The organism is Cellulomonas sp. P5_E12 (assembly GCF_054049315.1).
Genome location: NZ_JBFUMP010000004.1, coordinates 118,299 through 134,533, shown reverse-complemented (window position 1 = coordinate 134,533; position 16,235 = coordinate 118,299). Strand labels below are relative to the sequence as shown.

The 16,235-nt window shown below is 71.8% G+C and carries 13 protein-coding genes and 2 tRNA genes; 7 read left to right on the top strand and 8 right to left on the bottom strand.

The features are described from left to right. The first annotated feature begins 13 nt into the window (after positions 1-13). A complete protein-coding gene (locus ACXJKA_RS04785) occupies positions 14-610 on the top strand; it encodes a YdeI/OmpD-associated family protein (protein ID WP_456824033.1) in 597 nt (198 codons plus the stop codon). On the opposite strand, the gene ACXJKA_RS04780 is transcribed toward ACXJKA_RS04785, so the two are convergent. Beyond that, positions 607-2,142, bottom strand: a complete 1,536-nt coding sequence (locus ACXJKA_RS04780) for an MFS transporter (RefSeq protein WP_456824032.1) — start codon at positions 2,140-2,142, stop codon at positions 607-609. The genes ACXJKA_RS04785 and ACXJKA_RS04780 overlap by 4 nt on opposite strands. 296 nt (positions 2,143-2,438) lie before the next feature. On the opposite strand from ACXJKA_RS04780, the gene ACXJKA_RS04775 reads away from it, so the two are divergent. After that, positions 2,439-2,527: transfer RNA gene (locus ACXJKA_RS04775), tRNA-Ser, on the top strand. Between the two features lie 3 nt (positions 2,528-2,530). Here ACXJKA_RS04775 and ACXJKA_RS04770 read toward each other — a convergent pair. Then, positions 2,531-3,763 (bottom strand): low temperature requirement protein A, encoded by a 1,233-nt coding sequence (locus ACXJKA_RS04770; protein ID WP_456824031.1) that lies wholly within the window; start codon positions 3,761-3,763, stop codon positions 2,531-2,533. A gap of 99 nt (positions 3,764-3,862) precedes the next feature. On the opposite strand from ACXJKA_RS04770, the gene ACXJKA_RS04765 reads away from it, so the two are divergent. Next, positions 3,863-3,935: transfer RNA gene (locus ACXJKA_RS04765), tRNA-Arg, on the top strand. Positions 3,936-4,081: 146 nt separating this feature from the next. Further along, positions 4,082-4,480 carry a hypothetical protein gene (locus tag ACXJKA_RS04760; protein WP_456824030.1) on the top strand — a complete coding sequence of 133 codons (399 nt, stop codon included), beginning with the start codon at positions 4,082-4,084 and terminating at the stop codon, positions 4,478-4,480. Between the two features lie 9 nt (positions 4,481-4,489). On the opposite strand, the gene ACXJKA_RS04755 is transcribed toward ACXJKA_RS04760, so the two are convergent. Together ACXJKA_RS04755 and ACXJKA_RS04750 are read right to left on the bottom strand one after the other, a co-directional pair. Further along, the gene (locus tag ACXJKA_RS04755) at positions 4,490-5,278 is read right to left on the bottom strand and encodes a hypothetical protein (RefSeq protein WP_456824029.1); all 789 of its coding nucleotides are present in this window, start codon (positions 5,276-5,278) and stop codon (positions 4,490-4,492) included. Next, positions 5,275-6,720: a hypothetical protein gene (locus tag ACXJKA_RS04750; RefSeq protein ID WP_456824028.1), complete on the bottom strand. Its 1,446-nt coding sequence runs from the start codon at positions 6,718-6,720 to the stop codon at positions 5,275-5,277. Before ACXJKA_RS04750 ends, ACXJKA_RS04755 begins: the two co-directional genes overlap by 4 nt. A gap of 155 nt (positions 6,721-6,875) precedes the next feature. Here ACXJKA_RS04750 and lysX point away from each other — a divergent pair, with 155 nt between their 5' ends. Beyond that, entirely contained in the window at positions 6,876-10,247 is a 3,372-nt protein-coding gene (lysX, locus tag ACXJKA_RS04745; protein ID WP_456824027.1) for a bifunctional lysylphosphatidylglycerol synthetase/lysine--tRNA ligase LysX, read from the top strand. Positions 10,248-10,250: 3 nt separating this feature from the next. Here the strand turns inward: lysX and ACXJKA_RS04740 are convergent, their stop codons facing one another. Then, on the bottom strand, positions 10,251-10,646 hold the full coding sequence (locus ACXJKA_RS04740; RefSeq protein ID WP_456824026.1) for a hypothetical protein: 396 nt from the start codon (positions 10,644-10,646) through the stop codon (positions 10,251-10,253). Between the two features lie 131 nt (positions 10,647-10,777). Between ACXJKA_RS04740 and ACXJKA_RS04735 the strand changes: the two genes are divergently transcribed. Both ACXJKA_RS04735 and ACXJKA_RS04730 read left to right on the top strand, forming a co-directional pair. Beyond that, positions 10,778-13,285 (top strand): glycogen/starch/alpha-glucan phosphorylase, encoded by a 2,508-nt coding sequence (locus tag ACXJKA_RS04735; protein ID WP_456824025.1) that lies wholly within the window; start codon positions 10,778-10,780, stop codon positions 13,283-13,285. A gap of 144 nt (positions 13,286-13,429) precedes the next feature. Further along, positions 13,430-13,804, top strand: a complete 375-nt coding sequence (locus ACXJKA_RS04730; RefSeq protein ID WP_456824139.1) for a DUF5997 family protein — start codon at positions 13,430-13,432, stop codon at positions 13,802-13,804. Positions 13,805-13,882: 78 nt separating this feature from the next. Here the strand turns inward: ACXJKA_RS04730 and ACXJKA_RS04725 are convergent, their stop codons facing one another. From ACXJKA_RS04725 to ACXJKA_RS04715, 3 genes are read right to left on the bottom strand one after another with little or no spacing between them, the layout of a single operon-like run. Then, complete coding sequence (locus ACXJKA_RS04725) at positions 13,883-14,626, bottom strand: LysR substrate-binding domain-containing protein (protein WP_456824024.1); 744 nt, start codon at positions 14,624-14,626, stop codon at positions 13,883-13,885. Further along, positions 14,623-15,420, bottom strand: a complete 798-nt coding sequence (gene trmB / locus ACXJKA_RS04720) for a tRNA (guanosine(46)-N7)-methyltransferase TrmB (RefSeq protein ID WP_456824023.1) — start codon at positions 15,418-15,420, stop codon at positions 14,623-14,625. Before trmB ends, ACXJKA_RS04725 begins: the two co-directional genes overlap by 4 nt. Positions 15,421-15,446: 26 nt before the next feature. After that, positions 15,447-16,229 (bottom strand): VOC family protein, encoded by a 783-nt coding sequence (locus ACXJKA_RS04715; RefSeq protein ID WP_456824022.1) that lies wholly within the window; start codon positions 16,227-16,229, stop codon positions 15,447-15,449. Positions 16,230-16,235 lie beyond the last annotated feature (6 nt).

The following is a 16,235-nucleotide window of genomic DNA, read 5'->3' as shown; positions in this document are numbered from 1 at the left end:
GAGGAGGGAGCGCATGGTCGGCAGGGACGACGCCCCGTGGGTGCACGTCGAGACGGTGCAGGAGTGGCGGGACTGGCTCCTGGCCAACCACGCGACGTCGTCGGGCGCGTGGCTGGTGTCGTGGAAGGCGCCCACCGGGCGGCCCGCGGTGAAGTACGAGCTGGCGGTCGAGGAGGCGCTCTGCGTCGGCTGGATCGACTCGGCGGGCCGCACGATCGACGACGAGCGCCGCGCGCTCTGGTTCACGCGGCGCAAGCCGGGCAGCGGCTGGGCGCGGACCAACAAGGAGCGGATCGTGCGGCTCGAGGCCGACGGCCGGATGACCGACGCGGGCCGGGCGCTCATCGACGCGGCGAAGGCGGACGGCTCGTGGACGCTGCTCGACGACGTCGAGAACCTGGTCGTGCCGGACGACCTCGCCGCGGCCTTCGACCACTACCCGGGCTCGCGCGCGCAGTTCGACGCGTTCCCGCCCTCTGCCCGCCGCACGATCCTCGAGTGGCTCGTGCACGCCAAGCGTGAGACGACGCGAGCCGCGCGTCTCGAGGAGATCGCGCGGCTCGCGGCGGAGGGGCGGCGGGCGTACCCGCCGCCCCCACGGACTGCCTAGGCGGCGACCGCCGACTCGGCCGGCAGGTCGTCCTTCTTGGCCGTGATCAGGGTCAGCGCCGCGACGAAGCCCAGGGCCAGCAGGATCGCCCCGCCGAGGTACGCCACGTGGAAACCGGCGACCTGGGCGGTCGCGAGCGTCGTCGCCGCCGACGCGTCGGCCCCGCCGGCGGTGAGGTCGGCCAGCTTGTTCGCCGTCGCGCTGAGGGAGAACGTGCTCAGCAGCGCGAGGCCCAACGAGCCGCCGACCTGCTGCGACGTGGTGAGCAGGGCGCTGGCGACGCCGGCGTCGTGCTTGCCGACCCCCACGAGCGCCGTGCTCGACGCCGGGATGAAGACCGCAGCCATGCCGAGGCTCATCACGACGATGCCCGGGAGCACGCTCGTGGCGTAGGACGACTCGGGCGTGGTGCGGAGCAGCAGGAGCATGCCGGTGGTGGCCAGGGCCAGGCCGACGAGCATGAGCGGCTTCGGCCCGACGCGCGGCAGCAGCTGCGCGACCACGCCGGCCATGGCGATGATCCCGATGCTGAACGGCAGGAACGCGAAGCCGGCCTTCAGCGGCGTGTAGCCCAGGACGTTCTGGAAGTAGAGCGTCATGAACAGGAACATCGAGAACAGCCCGGCGCCGACCAGGAAGAACACCAGGTACGAGCCGCCGCGGTTGCGGTCCAGCGCGACGCGCATGGGCAGCAGCGGGTTCTTCACCCGGGTCTCGACGACAACGAACGCCACCAGGCACAGGACCGCGAACCCGAGGAAGCCGAGCACGGTGGGGTCGGTCCAGCCGACCGTCGCCAGGGTGCCGTCCGGACGGACCTCCTGCTTGGCGGCCTCGGTGAACCCGTAGACCAGCGTGGCCAGGCCGAGGCTGGCCAGGATGGCGCCGGGGACGTCGAGCCTGGTGTCGCCGGGCGCCTTGGACTCGCGCAGGTAGCGGACGGCGAGCGCGCCGGTGACCAGCGCGATCGGCAGGTTGACGAACAGGCACCAGCGCCAGTTGAGGTACTCGGTGAGCACGCCGCCGAGCAGCAGGCCGATCGCAGCGCCACCGCCAGAGATCGCGCCGAACACGCCGAACGCCTTGGCGCGCTCGCGGCCCTCCGTGAAGGTCACCGTGATGAGCGCGAGGGCGGCGGGCGCGAGCAGCGCGGCGAACGCGCCCTGCAGAGCGCGAGCGGCGAAGAGCAGGCCCTCCGTCGCCGCGGCGCCGCCGAGGCCGGAGGCGAAGGCGAAGCCGACCAGGCCGATGACGAACGTGGTCTTGCGGCCGAGGTAGTCGGCGATGCGCCCACCGAGCAGCAGCAGTCCACCGAACGCCAGGGTGTACGACGTGATCGCCCACTGGAGGTCCGCCGACGCGATGCCGAGGTCCTTCGCGGCGGACGGCAGGGCGATGTTCATGATCGACGAGTCGAGGACGATCATCAGCTGCGCGATGGCGATGATCCCGAGGATCAGCCAGCGGCGGGAATCGGGGGTCTCGGTCGTCGACGGAGCGTCCGCGACGGTCGTGAGGGCAGGCTCGGACATAGAGCACTCCGATGAGGAGAAGGGGGGCGGCTTCGCCAGGGGAGAGGGGGACCGCTGGGGGTCCGAGGGCGGACCCGACGAGACGGGCGCCGGGATCAGCACACCAGTGCCGCCGGGGCCGGTCAACGAGTTTTCGGCCGGGTCCGCAGCGATCCTCTCAGCCGTCCCTCAGAAAGTTGCAGTCGGCAAGCTGTGGCGATGTTCACGGTCGACGCCGGGAATGAAACGACGCGCCGCCGCAGGTCAGACCCCGCTTTGGAGGTGGGCCACCCGCACGGGTACCCTGTGCTGGTCCTGGAGACGTCGCATAGCCCGGTCTAGTGCGCGACCCTGCTAAGGTCGTGAAGGCGTAAGCCTTCCGTGGGTTCAAATCCCACCGTCTCCGCTCTCAGAAAGCCCGGTCCCTCGGACCGGGCTTTCGTTGTCTCCGGCTCAGCACGATGTCGCCGACGATGACCGCGAGCAGGACCGCGTTGGACACCCAGTTCAGCGCCAGCGGCGTGAGGGCGTCCCGCAGCAGGAACACCGCGAGCACCACGACGACGCCGGTGAGGTGCGGGAAGGACCACCGGCCGCCGGTCGCTCGTCGGAAGAAGGCGTTGCCCAGCAGGTAGACCGCCGCCGCCCCGCAGACCAGCCCCGCGGTCCACGTGCTCGTGTGGCCCAGCGGGTGCTGCAGGACGAGCTCGTCGGCGACCGCGGTCAGGACGATGCCGACGATCAGCAGGAACGGCACGTAGGTGTAGGCCGTCTGCGCGACCATGCCGGGCTCGTCCTGCCGGGAGAAGTAGGCCGTGGCGGACTGCTCGGACCGGTCGAAGAACAGCAGCCACATAAGCACCGTGCTGACGAACGCGGCGAGGAACGCGAGCAGCGTCGTGCCGGTCAGCTCCAGCTCCGCGAACGCCGTGCCGGTCACGATGATCGACTCGCCCAGGCTGATGATGAGGAAGAGCGACACGCGCTCGGCCATGTGGTCGCCCCGCACGGCCCACGTCGTGGGGTCCGTCGGTCCCATGAACGGCACCCAGAACAGGGCGCGGGGGCCGACGAGGTCGATGAGGGCGGCGATCACCCAGAGCACGAGCCGCACGTGCTCGTCGGCGAGGGCACCGGCGATCCAGAACGCGCCGGAGACGCCCAGCCAGACGGCGATCCGCACGAAGTTGACGGCGTTCTCGGGCCAGTGCCGGCCCATCGCCCAGAGGGTGAACAGGGTGCGCCCGAGCTGGATCGCGACGAACGGGACCGCGAACACCAGCGGCTTCGACTCGAACGCCTCCGGGATCGCGCTCGACATGACCAGCCCGAGCAGCATCAGGACCAGCAGCATCGTGCGGACTGGCACCTTGTCGGGGTCCAGCCAGTTGGTCACCCACGTGGTGTCGATCCACAGCCACCACACCGCCCATCCGAGCACCAGGGTGTGCAGCAGCGTGGTGAGGTCGGGGTGCGCGATCAGCGAGTGCGACAGCTGCGTCACCGCGAAGACGAACACGAGGTCGAAGAACAGCTCGACGTAGCCGACGCGGCTGCTGTCGCGGCCGTCGCCGTGCCGCAGCACGTCGGCCCGCATGCCCCAGCGGCCGCCCCCGGTGCCCAACCGGTGCGTGGTCGTCATGGCCGCGATCCTGCCACGACCGTGTCCCGGGTCACGGCCATCCGGTTTGGGCGACCGGGCCTCTGGCCTGTATCGTCGTCTCCGGCCCTGCGGGGCCATGCGCCCGTAGCTCAATGGATAGAGCATCTGACTACGGATCAGAAGGTTGGGGGTTCGAGTCCCTTCGGGCGCACATCAGAGAGGCGCACCGCGGTCACGCGGTGCGCCTCTCGCTTTCCCGGGTGACGCCGCGACGCCCTTCCCGGCCTCCGGACCGAGGAGGACACTCGGTCGGGAGGGAGCCCGAGGTCGCCGCGAGGCGACGAGTGGAGGCGCGCCGTGCGGCGACGACGGCTGATCTCCCGGTCGACGGTGGTGGTGCTCGCGCTCGGCGCCGTGGTGGGCCTCGTGCTCCGGATGACGGTCGGCGGCGAGTTCGGCATCGGCCAGGCCCTCCTTGCCATGGCGTTGGCCCTGGTGGCGTCGGTCGAGGCCGGCGCGGTCGTCGGCGCGGTCCGGGACCGGAGCGCGCCGGAGCGCCCACCGAGTCGCACGTGGTGGGTGTGCGAGCCCCCCGTCGACCATCCATTCGTGCTCGTCGCGGCGTCGACCGCGGACAACCCCACCTGGCGGTGCCGGCGGTGCGGCACGGAGCGGCACACCCCGCCGCCGCGGACGGTCGTCGACTCGATCTCCTCCGCGGAGACCTCGTGGGTCGAGCGGCGCGACGCCTTCTGAGGGGCGCCGTCAGCGGGCGGGGCTGTGGGTCCGCACGGCGCGCGCGAGCGTCGCGTCGAAGACGACCAGGTCGCCGAACTCGACCCAGCGGCACGAGCCGGGCGGCAGGCCGTGCTGCGCCGCGAGGTCGTCTCGCGCCGCCCGCATCGACCGTCGCCACAGGACGATCGAGGCCGCGAAGCCCGTGGTCCCGACGGCCGCGAGGACCCACCCGGTCGTCGGCCCGTTCACCGCCCCGAAGACCCAGGACACGAAGAGGACGACGAACGACAGCCAGGCACTCAGGCGTGCGAGCTGGACCACCAGCGGGCGGCGCGCCGCGTAGGGGCTGAGGCGGGTCTGCCACTCGGCTGAGATCCGCGCCGCGCGGGGGTCGCGGGGCGGGCGTGGTATCGACACGACCCACGCGCGCGCCGGCGCGGTCCTCAGGAGGAGCAAGGGGACGCCGCCCGCGGCGAGGCACGCCGCGGCGACGGTCGCGGAGCCGGCCGAGCGCTCGACCAACGAGTCGATGGCTCCCCAGACGGCGGCCAGCAGCAGCATCACGAAGGGCGACGAGACCAGTACCGTCCGCCCGGCCCGCCGGAGCGCCCGCGCGCCGAACGCGAGCATGAGTGCCATCGCGACGAGGAGCTCGGCTACGGCGAACACGCCGCGGTCGACGAAGTTGTTCTCCCACGAGGTCACCGGCACCCAGGCGTGGGCGACGACGACGGCGGCGCAGCCGATCAGACCGGCGGCGACCAGGACAGCCCACGCGACGACGACGCGGACGGCGACCGGGCGCGGCCCGCTCACTCGAGCACCTCGTACTCGTCGGCAGCCAGGTCACGTCCGACCAACCTGCGGCCGATCGCCGTGACCTCGGTGACGCCGGGCGGGTACGGCGCCCGGAAGACCTCGTGACCGCCCGCAGGGTCGTAGGCCACGAGTGCGGGGGTCGCCCCGCCGAGTGCTGCCAGCACATGCTGCCCGTCGGTCAGGACGGCGCGCGGCTCCAGGTCGGTCGCCCGGCCGGTGGTCCACAGGACCCGGCCGGTGCGGCCGTCGAGCGCGACGACCTCCCGGCTGGTCGCGAGGTAGACGCCGCCGCGCAGGACGAGGGCGTTCGAGACGAGCCCGACGTCGTGCGTCCACCGGCTCGCGCCGGTGCCGGCGTCCCAGGCGTGCACGCCATCGGCGGACGTCAGGAGCAGTCCGCGGACGCTGCCGTCGTCGACCGTCACCCGCAGCGGCTGCCCGTCGACCGTCACGTCGCTGTCCGGGTCGCCGTCGGCCGCGACGAACGTCGTCCGCGGGGAGCCCGTCGCGTCCACGCTCTGCATGACGAGCAGGCCCGTGCGCGGATCGGTCATCCAGCCCCAGCTGCCGTCGCCGACCGTGTCGCTCATCCGGCGGACCACGGTGCCGTCCGTACCGACCAGCTGCAGCGATCCGCCCGACGGGGCGTACCCGAGGAGCTCCCCGGCGCGGAAGATCGAGACGTACCGCACACCCGAGTCCGAGAGGGCGAACCCCTCGGGCTGCCGGTCCACGTGCGACCACCGCTGCTCGCCGGTGAGCGAGACGTACGCCGTGAGGGTGATGTCCCGGGGGGTGGCGGACCCGAGCACCACGCCGCCGGAGAAGAGCGCCATGCTGTCGCCTCGGTCGACCGGCCACTGCGCGAGCACGGTGCCGTCGTCGGCGGACAGGACCACGACCCGGCGCGCGGTAGCCGGGACCTCGGCGAACCCGCTCCCGCCGTCGACGATCGAGCCTCCGTCGGTGACCAGGCACACCAGGTGCGAGGCCGTGCTGGGCTCAGCGCCCGGAGCGCTGTCCAGCTCGCACGTCGTGCCGACGAGCACGTCCCCTTCGGCGTCGGCGAACCTCTCATCGGCGCCGGTCAGCTCCGTGGTCCACCCGTTCCAGGTGATGGTCTGCGAGCCGTCGCCGGCGACGTCCACGACGCCGCCGGTGTCGGCGTACAGCACGCCGAGCTCGGCTGGGGGAACCCGGCGCGCGACCACCAGGGTGTCGTCGACCGGCCTGAGCACCCCCGGCACCTCGGCCAGCTGCGCCATCGCGGCGCGCTCGCGGGCCGCCCCGACCCACTGGGTCAGGGCGACGGTGATGACGGTGGCGATGCCGGCCACGACGAGCCACCGTCGGGGGATGCGGCGATGCTCGGGGCTCGGTGCGGGGGCGCCGTCATCATCGAGGAGCTCGACCTCGAGCATCCCGCCTCCGCGCGCCATGCCGAGACAGTACCCACGCGGACGGACCCGAGGGCACCCGAGTTCCCGACGATGTGCGGGCGCGTCCGAGGGAGCGATCTAGCGTGTTCCTCCGTGCGCCGTTAGGTTCCACTGAAGGCTCGCCGGGCGGGCGGCGCACGGAGAGCGGGGAGTACATGGCCGAGGTCGTCACCACGACCGGCGGGGACGACGCGGCGGTCGCCGTGCCCCTGGACCGCCGCCCGAAGGTCGGCGACAGCGACCGCCTCGACGACCGGTGGCCTGACCGGTTCGCCGCGGTGATGTTCCTGGCCAGCGCCCTGGTGCTGGTCGCCGCAGCGGTCCCCCCGTGGCGGCAGTACTTCGCGCGCGAGGACGACCTCGTCTCGATGCTGGCGCTGCCGATCATCCCGAACCTCGTCTACGCGGCGCTGCTCGCCAGCGTCGGGATCGCCCTGCACCGCCGGATGCGGTCGGCCTGGTGGATCCTCGTCGTCTGGTGGGTGGTGCTCCCGCAGCTCGACCGGGTCCTGCGGCTGCTCGAGGGCGGCTCGCCGGTCAACCTGATCGGCTTCGTGCTCATCACCGCGGTCCTCGTCGTGCTGCTGCGCTCGCGTCGGCAGTTCGGGGCCAAGGCGGTCCGGGGCAGCTTCCTGCGGGCGCTCGCGCTGTTCCTCGTGGGCGGCGTGGTGGTGCTCGTCGTCGGCTCGTGGCTGGTCGCGACCTTCGGCCACGCGCCCACCACGGGTTCGTCCGCCCTGTTCGTGTGGGACAGCATGCTCGGCGACATCGGCGAGGTGGACGACGCGAGCGCCGCGACCGCGCCGCTGTGGGTGCGCGCGGTGATCAACCTGCTCGCGGCGGCGACCGTCGTCGGCTCGACCGTCCTGCTGTTCCGCTCGCCGGCGTACACGCACACGCTCGACGCCGCCGACGAGGCGCGGGTCCGCACGCTGTTGCGGGAGTTCGGGTCCGAGGACTCGCTCGGGTACTTCGCCACGCGGCGCGACAAGTCGGTGGTCTGGGAGTCGGGGGAGGCCGCGACGGCGCGGGCGGGGGTGTCCTACCGAGTGGTCGGCTCGGTGAGCCTGGCCAGCGGCAACCCGGTCGGCGATCCGCTGGCCTGGGCGGCCGCGATCGACCAGTGGCGCCGGCAGGCTCGGACCAACGGGTGGTCCCTTGCGGTGATGGGCGCGGGCACCGCGGGCGCGCTCGCGTACACCGAGGCCGGGCTGACCGCCTGGGAGATCGGCGACGAGGCCATCCTCGACATGTCCACGTTCTCGCTGGCCGGCGCCGGCATGAAGGCCGTGCGGCAGTCGGTGACCCGGCTCCAGCGGCGCGGGTACACCACCCGGGTGTCCAAGCACGAGTCGCTCGACGCCGAGCAGTTCGCGGCGCTCGACGCGGCGGCCGCGCAGTGGCGCGGGGACGGGGGCGACGAGCGCGGCTTCTCGATGGCCCTCGGCCGGCTGGGCGACCGGCTGGACGGCGACTGCGTGCTGGTGGAGGCGTTCGACGACGACGGGCGGCTGCGCGGGTTCCTCAGCTTCGTCCCGTGGGGGCGCACAGGCGTCTCGCTGGATCTCATGCGTCGCGACCCGACCGCCGACAACGGGCTGGTCGAGCTCATGCTGGCGTCGCTGGCCGAGCGGGCGACCGCCTTCGGCGCGGGCCGGGTGTCGCTCAACTTCGCGATGTTCCGCGAGGCGTTCGAGCGCGGCGCCGAGGTGGGCGCCGGGCCCATCGCGCGGCTCTGGCGGCAGTCCCTGGTGCTCGCCAGCCGCAACTGGCAGCTCGAGTCGCTGTACCGCTCGAACGCGAAGTACCTGCCCGAGTGGCAGCCGCGCTTCATCTGCTTCGAGTACACCTCGGACCTGCCGCGCGTCGGCACGGCCGCGGGCAGCGCCGAGGGCTTCCTCACGCGGCCGTCGCTGCGCCTGCTGAACCGGCGGGGGAAGACCACCGACGCCTTGGACCGAGCCGGGGACGAGTACGCGGCGGCCGTCGAGGCGCAGATCCCGCAGGCCCCGGACGCGGTCGAGGAGGCGTTGTCGGCCCACCGGCTCCCGGAGCAGCAACGGGTGCGCCGCGAGAAGGCGGATCGCCTGCGCGCCCGCGGCATCGACCCGTACCCGGTCACGTACCCCCGCACGCACACGCTGGCCGCCGTGCGCGCCGAGGCGGGGGACCTTCCCCCCGACACGGTGACCGGGCGGACCGTGTCGGTAACGGGCCGGCTCATCCGCAAGCGCGACGGCGGGAAGCTGGGCTTCGGCACGCTGCGCGACGGCACCGGCGACCTCCAGGTCATGGTCGGTGCGGACTTCGTCGGCCCCGACGACCTCGACCTCTGGCGGCACGACATCGACCTGGGCGACCACGTCGGTGTCACCGGCGAGGTGGTCACCACCCGTCGGGGGGAGCTCTCGGTTCGGGCCCGGTCGCTCCAGATCACCAGCAAGTCGCTGCGGCCGCTGCCCGACAAGCACAAGGGCCTCATCGACCCCGAGGCGCGCATCCGCGCCCGCTACGTCGACCTGATCGTCCGGCCGGCCGCGCGCGACATCGCCTACACGCGCGCGACGGTCGTGCGCAGCGTGCGCGACTCGCTGCACGCCCGCGGGTTCACCGAGGTCGAGACGCCGATGCTCCAGGTGGTCCACGGCGGTGCCAACGCGCGCCCGTTCGAGACGCACATCAACGCCTACGACATGGACCTCTACCTGCGGATCGCGACCGAGCTGCACCTCAAGCGGCTGGTCGTCGGCGGCATGGAGAAGGTGTTCGAGATCGGCCGCCAGTTCCGCAACGAGGGCGTCGACTTCAAGCACAACCCGGAGTTCACGTCGCTCGAGCTGTACGAGACGTACGGCGACTACGACACCATGCGCGTCCTGACGCAGGAGATCATCCAGGAGGCCGCGACCGCCGTGTACGGCTCGCCGGTCGCGCGTCGGACCGACGCGGACGGCACCCTCACCGAGTACGACCTGTCGGGCACCTGGCCGGTGAAGACGGTCTGCCAGGCGGTCTCGGAGAAGCTCGGCGACGAGATCACCGCCGACACGCCCCTGGAGGTCCTTCGCCGGCACGCCGACGCGATCGGCCTGGAGCTCGAGCCGGACGCGACCTGGGGCGTCGTGCTCGAGGAGATCTACGGGGAGCTCTGCGAGAGCACCACGACAACGCCGGTCTTCTACACCGACTTCCCCAAGGAGAACGCGCCGCTGACCCGCGAGCACCGCGTCGACCCGCGGCTGGCCGAGAAGTGGGACCTGGTGATCTTCGCCTCCGAGCAGGGCACCGCCTACTCCGAGCTGATCGACCCGCTGGACCAGCGCCGCCGGCTCGTGGCCCAGTCGTTGCTCGCCGCGGCCGGCAACCCCGAGGCGATGCAGGTCGACGAGGACTTCCTCACCGCGCTCGAGTACGCGATGCCGCCGACCGGGGGCATGGGGATGGGCGTCGACCGCCTGGTCATGAACCTGACCGGGCTCAGCATCCGGGACACGATCCTCTTCCCGCTGGTGAGGCCGACCCCCTGAGCGTCAGGCGGTCGCCGCGCGGTTCTTGTCGATCCGGTTGCGCAGGAAGATCAGCGGCAGGACCAGCGTGGCGAGCATGGTGACGAGCCAGACCGTGAGCGAGCCGAAGACCCAGGCGGTTCCCGTCTTGATCGTGATCGAGTTGTTGATAAGCGTCGCGATCCAGAGCGACACCACCGTCGAGACCAGCCCGACCGCGCCCGTGAGCGCGTTGGCGTACTTGCGCGTCATCACGACGAACCACGGCGTGAGGATGCTCTGCAGGGCCGCGAACACGACGACCGCGACGAGGAAGCCTTCGGCGCTCACCGAGAAGTCGTCGACGATCAGCGAGGCGATCCACAGCCCGAGGGCGGCGGAACCGAGGAAGATCAACGCGCGGATGAGGAAGACGACCATGGGCGCACGCGCTCCTTCGTCGGCGGCAGCGGGAGGGTCCTCCCTGAGAGCCACCCTAGAGACAGGCCCCGGCGAGCGGAATCCCCAGCAGCGGTGTGACCAGTCCGTTTGTTACGAGTGATCACCATGTCATGACCAGTTCACACTCGCCCGCTACCGTGGCACGGGTGACGGACAACACGACACCCATCGCCACCCCCGAGCACACCGTGGAGGGGTTCGTCCGCGAGTTCCTCAGGGAGCTGAACTTCGGGCAGGGCACCGACCTGACCAAGGCCTCGGTCAACGACAAGTACCTGGCGATGGCGCGGACGGTCCGCCATTACCTGATGGTGCGGTGGATCGCGACGCTGCGACGGCAGTTCGAGATCCAGGCGAAGTCGGTGGCGTACCTGTCGGCGGAGTTCCTGCTCGGCCGGCAGCTGGACAACGCGCTGCTGGCGTCGGACCTCGAGGGGGTCGTCGAGGACGGTCTGAAGTCGCTCGGCATCGACCTCGCGGAGCTGCGCGAGGCGGAGGTCGAGCCCGGTCTCGGCAACGGCGGCCTCGGCCGGCTGGCGGCCTGCTTCATCGACTCGCTGGCGACGATGAACGTGCCGTGCATCGGCTACGGCATCCGCTACGAGTACGGGATCTTCCGGCAGACGTTCGTCGACGGCTGGCAGGTGGAGAAGCCCGACAACTGGCTGGCCCTCGGCTCGCCGTGGGAGTTCCCGCACCCCGAGTCGGCCGTCACGGTGGACTTCGGCGGCCACACCGAGCACTACGACGACGAGGGCGTCGAGCGCTCGCGGTGGGTGCCGGGCTGGAGCGTCCTCGGCGTGCCGTACAACTACATGGTCCCGGGCTACGAGAACGGGCGCGTCAACACGCTGCGGCTGTGGAGCGCGCGGGCGACGCGGGCCTTCGACCTCGAGATCTTCAACGCCGGCGACTACGCGCAGGCGGTCCGGGCGCAGACCTTCGCGGAGAACATCTCCAAGGTGCTGTACCCGGAGGACTCCACGCCGCAGGGCAAGGAGCTCCGCCTCCAGCAGCAGTACTTCTTCGTCGCGTGCTCGCTGCGCGACTTCATCGACCAGGTGCTGCCGCCGGAGTTCGACCTGCACAACCTGCCCGACCGCATCATCTTCCAGCTCAACGACACCCACCCGGTCATCGCGATCCCCGAGCTCATGCGGATCCTCGTCGACGAGCGCAAGTGGGAGTGGGAGGACGCCTGGGCGATCACCCAGAAGTGTTTCGCGTACACCTGCCACACGCTGCTGCCCGAGGCGCTCGAGGTGTGGTCCGTCGACCTGCTGGGCAAGCTGCTGCCGCGGCACCTCGAGATCATCTACAAGATCAACGAGGACTTCATGGAGGAGCTGCGCGAGACGTACCCCGACGACGAGCTGCGCGTGCGCCGCATGTCGATCATCGCGGAGTACCCGGAGCGGGCCGTCCGGATGGCGTACCTGGCCACGGTGGCCGGTGCGAAGGTCAACGGCGTGGCCGCGCTGCACTCGCAGCTGCTCAAGGACAAGGTGCTGCACGACTTCTCCGACTACTACCCGGACAAGTTCACCAACGTCACCAACGGGGTCACCCCGCGCCGGTTCGTCCGCCTGGCCAACCCTGGCCTGTCGGAGCTGATCACGGCGGCCATCGGCGACGGCTGGGTCACCGACCTCGAGCGCCTCAAGGAGCTGGAGCCGCTCGCGGAGGACGCCGAGTTCCGACGGGCGTTCCGCGAGGTCAAGCGCGCCAACAAGCTGCGGCTGGTCGACGTCCTCGCCGAGCGCGACGGCATCACCATCGACCCCGACACGATGCTCGACGTCATGGTCAAGCGGCTGCACGAGTACAAGCGGCAGACCCTGAAGCTCCTGCACGTGGTCACGCTGTACGACCAGGTGACGTCCGGAGCGGTCAAGATCGAGGACGTCACGCCGCGCACGTTCGCGTTCGGCGCCAAGGCCGCCCCCGGGTATCGCATGGCGAAGCAGACGATCGGCCTGATCAACGCCGTCGGGCGCACGATCAACTCGGACCCGGCGCTGCAGGGCCGGCTCACCGTGGCGTTCCCCGCCAACTACAACGTCACGCTCGCGGAGAAACTCATCCCGGCGGCCGACCTGTCGGAGCAGATCTCGCTCGCCGGCAAGGAGGCGTCCGGCACGGGCAACATGAAGTTCGCGCTCAACGGGGCGCTGACCATCGGCACCGACGACGGTGCCAACGTCGAGATCCGCGAGCTCGTGGGCGACGACAACTTCTTCCTGTTCGGGCTGCTCGAGCCGGAGGTCGCCGAGATCGTCGACGCCGGCTACCACCCGACGTCGTACTACGAGAAGAACCGCTCGCTGCGGCACGCGCTCGACCTCATCGCGTCGGGGGCGTTCTCCGACGGCGACCGGACGACGTTCGAGCCCATCGTGTCGAACCTGCTGTCGGAGGACCGGTTCCTGGTGCTCGCGGACTACCAGGCGTACATCGACGCCCAGGAGCGCGTGGACCTCGCGTACGCGGACACCGAGGCGTGGACGCGGTCGGCCGTGCTCAACGTCGCGCGGTCCGGGTTCTTCTCGTCCGACCGCAGCATGCGCGACTACATCGACCGCATCTGGCACACCAACCCCGTCCCGCCCGAGCGCTGACCTGGTTGGACGAGCGCTGACCCAGCCCGACACGCAACGTCCGAGGAAGTGGCTGCCCTGGCGCACACTTCCTCGGACGTTGTGAGGGGTGGTGGGCGTCGGGCCTACCCTTGACGCGTGACACCCGCGAAGAAGTCCCAGGAGATGAAGGCGTCGACCGCCGCCGCCAAGCTCGACGTGTACCTGCCGGCGACGCCGGAGGACTTCCAGAACCGGATGATCACGCGCGACGAGCTGACCGACCTGCAGCGCACGCCGCCGCAGTGGCTGGTCGACCTGCGCCGTGACGGGCCGCACCCGCGCAGCGTGATCGCCGGCCGGCTGCGCATCTCGATCAGCGGGCTCGCGCGCGGCGGCGTCACGGACGCTCTGACCACCGCCGAGATCGAGGCGCTGCAGGCGGACCCGCCCAACTGGCTCGTGCGCGAGCGCGAGATCGCGGCGCAGGTCCGGCTGGAGGAGCGTCTGCAGGAGTCCCGCGAGGCCGACCGCAAGGCTGCCGCGGCCCGGGAAAGCTGAGGACTCGAACGCGTCCGCCGAGAACAACATCAGACCCGTCATCCGCCGTCAGGACGGGTCCAGTGTTGTTCTCGCTGGTCACCGAGGGCGCGGCTTGCGCGGGTTCGGCTTGGGCTTGCCCTTCGAGCGGGCCGACGAGCTCTTGGCCGGGGTCGAGGCGCGAGGCTTCGACTGCGGGGCGGGAGCGGGGACCGGGGCGCCGATGCCGCGGCTCGAGGTGGCCGTGCGGCCGCGGACGATGCCGATGAACTCCTCGGTGAACTCGTCGTAGCGGTCGGTCACCCAGGCGAGGCCCACGGCCGACCCGGGGGCGTCGCGCACGACTCGCGCGGTGAGCCCGCGACGCTGGTGCAGCCGTCCGAGCGACTGCGGCAGGACGAGCACGCCGACGCCGGCCGCGACCAGCTCGATCGCGTCGGGCGTGGTGGGGACCGGGTCGCCGGCGAAGAGTATGCCGGGCGGGTCCGTCCAGCGCAGCGTGTCATCGAGCGGGACGACGACCGTCTCGTCGGCCAGGTCGGCCGCGTCGATCTCGTCGACGACCGTGACCACGTGGTCCTTCGGCACGACGACGACGGTCGCCTCCGTGTAGAGCGTGATGACCGACAGGTCGTCGCCGGTGGTCGGCAGCCGGAGCAGCGCCACGTCGGCGGCGCCGGACCGCAGGAAGTCGGCGGCGACGGCCGGCTCGGTGTGCACCAGCTCGACAGGTACGGTCCGGAGCCGCTCCGCCCAGACCCGCAGCCAGCGGTCGGGATTCACGCCCGGGACGAGCGCGACTCGGAACACACGTGGCCCGTTGCGGGCAGGAGCGGGGCTCATCGGACCCTCCGGAAGACGAGGTCGCGCACCTCGTGGCCGAGGTCCAGGCCACGCTGCTCGAACTTGGTGACCGGGCGGTCCGACGGGCGCGGCGCAAACCCGTCGGCCGTGTTCTCGAGCCCGGGGTCGGCGGTCAGCGCGTCGAGCATGGCGTTTGCGTAGTCGACCCAGTCCGTCGCGCAGTGCAGGGTGCCGCCGACGCGCAGCCGCGAGCGCAGCAGGGCGACGTGCGACGGCTGCACCAGGCGGCGCTTGTGGTGACGAGCCTTGGGCCAAGGGTCGGGGAAGAAGACGTGCACCGCGTCGAGGCCGGGGCTGGTTGAGGACTTTGTCGCGCCGGGCGCGACGAACTCTTCACCGAGGCCGTGGACGACCGGGAGGGCCGTCCGGACCAGGTCGAGGGCGTCGCCGTGGGCGATCCGGACGTTCGTCAGGCCCGCGCGGTCGACGAGGCCGAGCAGGTTCGCGACGCCCGGCAGGTGGGCCTCGACGGCCAGGTAGTCGCGCGACGGGTCCGCGGCGGCCATGGCGGCGGTCGTCTCGCCCATCCCGGACCCGATCTCGAGCACCAACGGGGCGGTCCGGCCGAACAGGGACGCGGTGTCGAGAGTGCCGTCGGCCCGGCGCGGGACCGGGGAGCGCGCGTCGTGCACGGAGAACCCGAGCCGCGGCCACAGCACCCGCAGCGCCGCCTCACGCTCCGGCCCGAGGGGTGCGCGGCGCGGGTGGAACGTGCGCAGCGGCTCGTGGGGCCGCGAGGCGACGTGCCGGAACGCGTCGGACGGGAGGCTCATGATCGACCAGCCTAGGTGGCCGGAGGTCAGGCGCCGACGACGGGCCCCATGAGCGCGAACACCTCCCCGAACGGCCCGGCCGCGATCGCCATGCGCCCGAACGGGGTGTCGGTGGGCGGGCTGACGACGGTCCCGCCGAGCTCGGTGACCTTCGCGGCCGACGCGTCGGTGTCCGTGACCGCGAAGTAGAGGGTCCAGGCGGCGGGCGCGTCCGTGCCGGCCTGGGCGCCGTAGCCCCCGACGCCCGCCAGCGGGGCACCGCCCAGGGAGACCGACGCGTACTCGAACCCGGGCGCGCTGAGGTCGTCGACGGAGTACCCGAACACCCGCTGGTAGAACGCGAGCGCGCCGGGCTGGTCGTGCACCATCACCTCGGTCCAGACGACCGCGCCGGGCTCCTCGACCACGTCCCAGCCGGTGTGCGAGCCGGGTTGCCAGACCCCGAAGACGGCACCGGCGGTGTCGACGAAGATCGCCATGGTGCCGAGGTCCATGATCGGCATCGCGGGCACGATCTCCTGCCCGCCCGCATCGGCGATGGCGGCGGCGGTCGCTGCGAGGTCGTCGGCGGCGAGGTAGACGCACCAGGCCGGGGGAGGTGCGGGCTCCGTGCCCATCGGCTCGCCCAGCCCGACGACGCGCTTMCCGTCCACGAGAGCCTGTGTGTAGCCGCCGACCTCCGGACCGCCCACCTCGAACTCCCAGCCGAGCAGCGGTCCGTAGAAGGCCTGGGCGACGGCGAGGTCGGGGACGGTGATGTCGGCCCAGGCGGGGGTGCCGGTGGGCCAGGCCGCACGGTGGGTGGTCATGGTGCC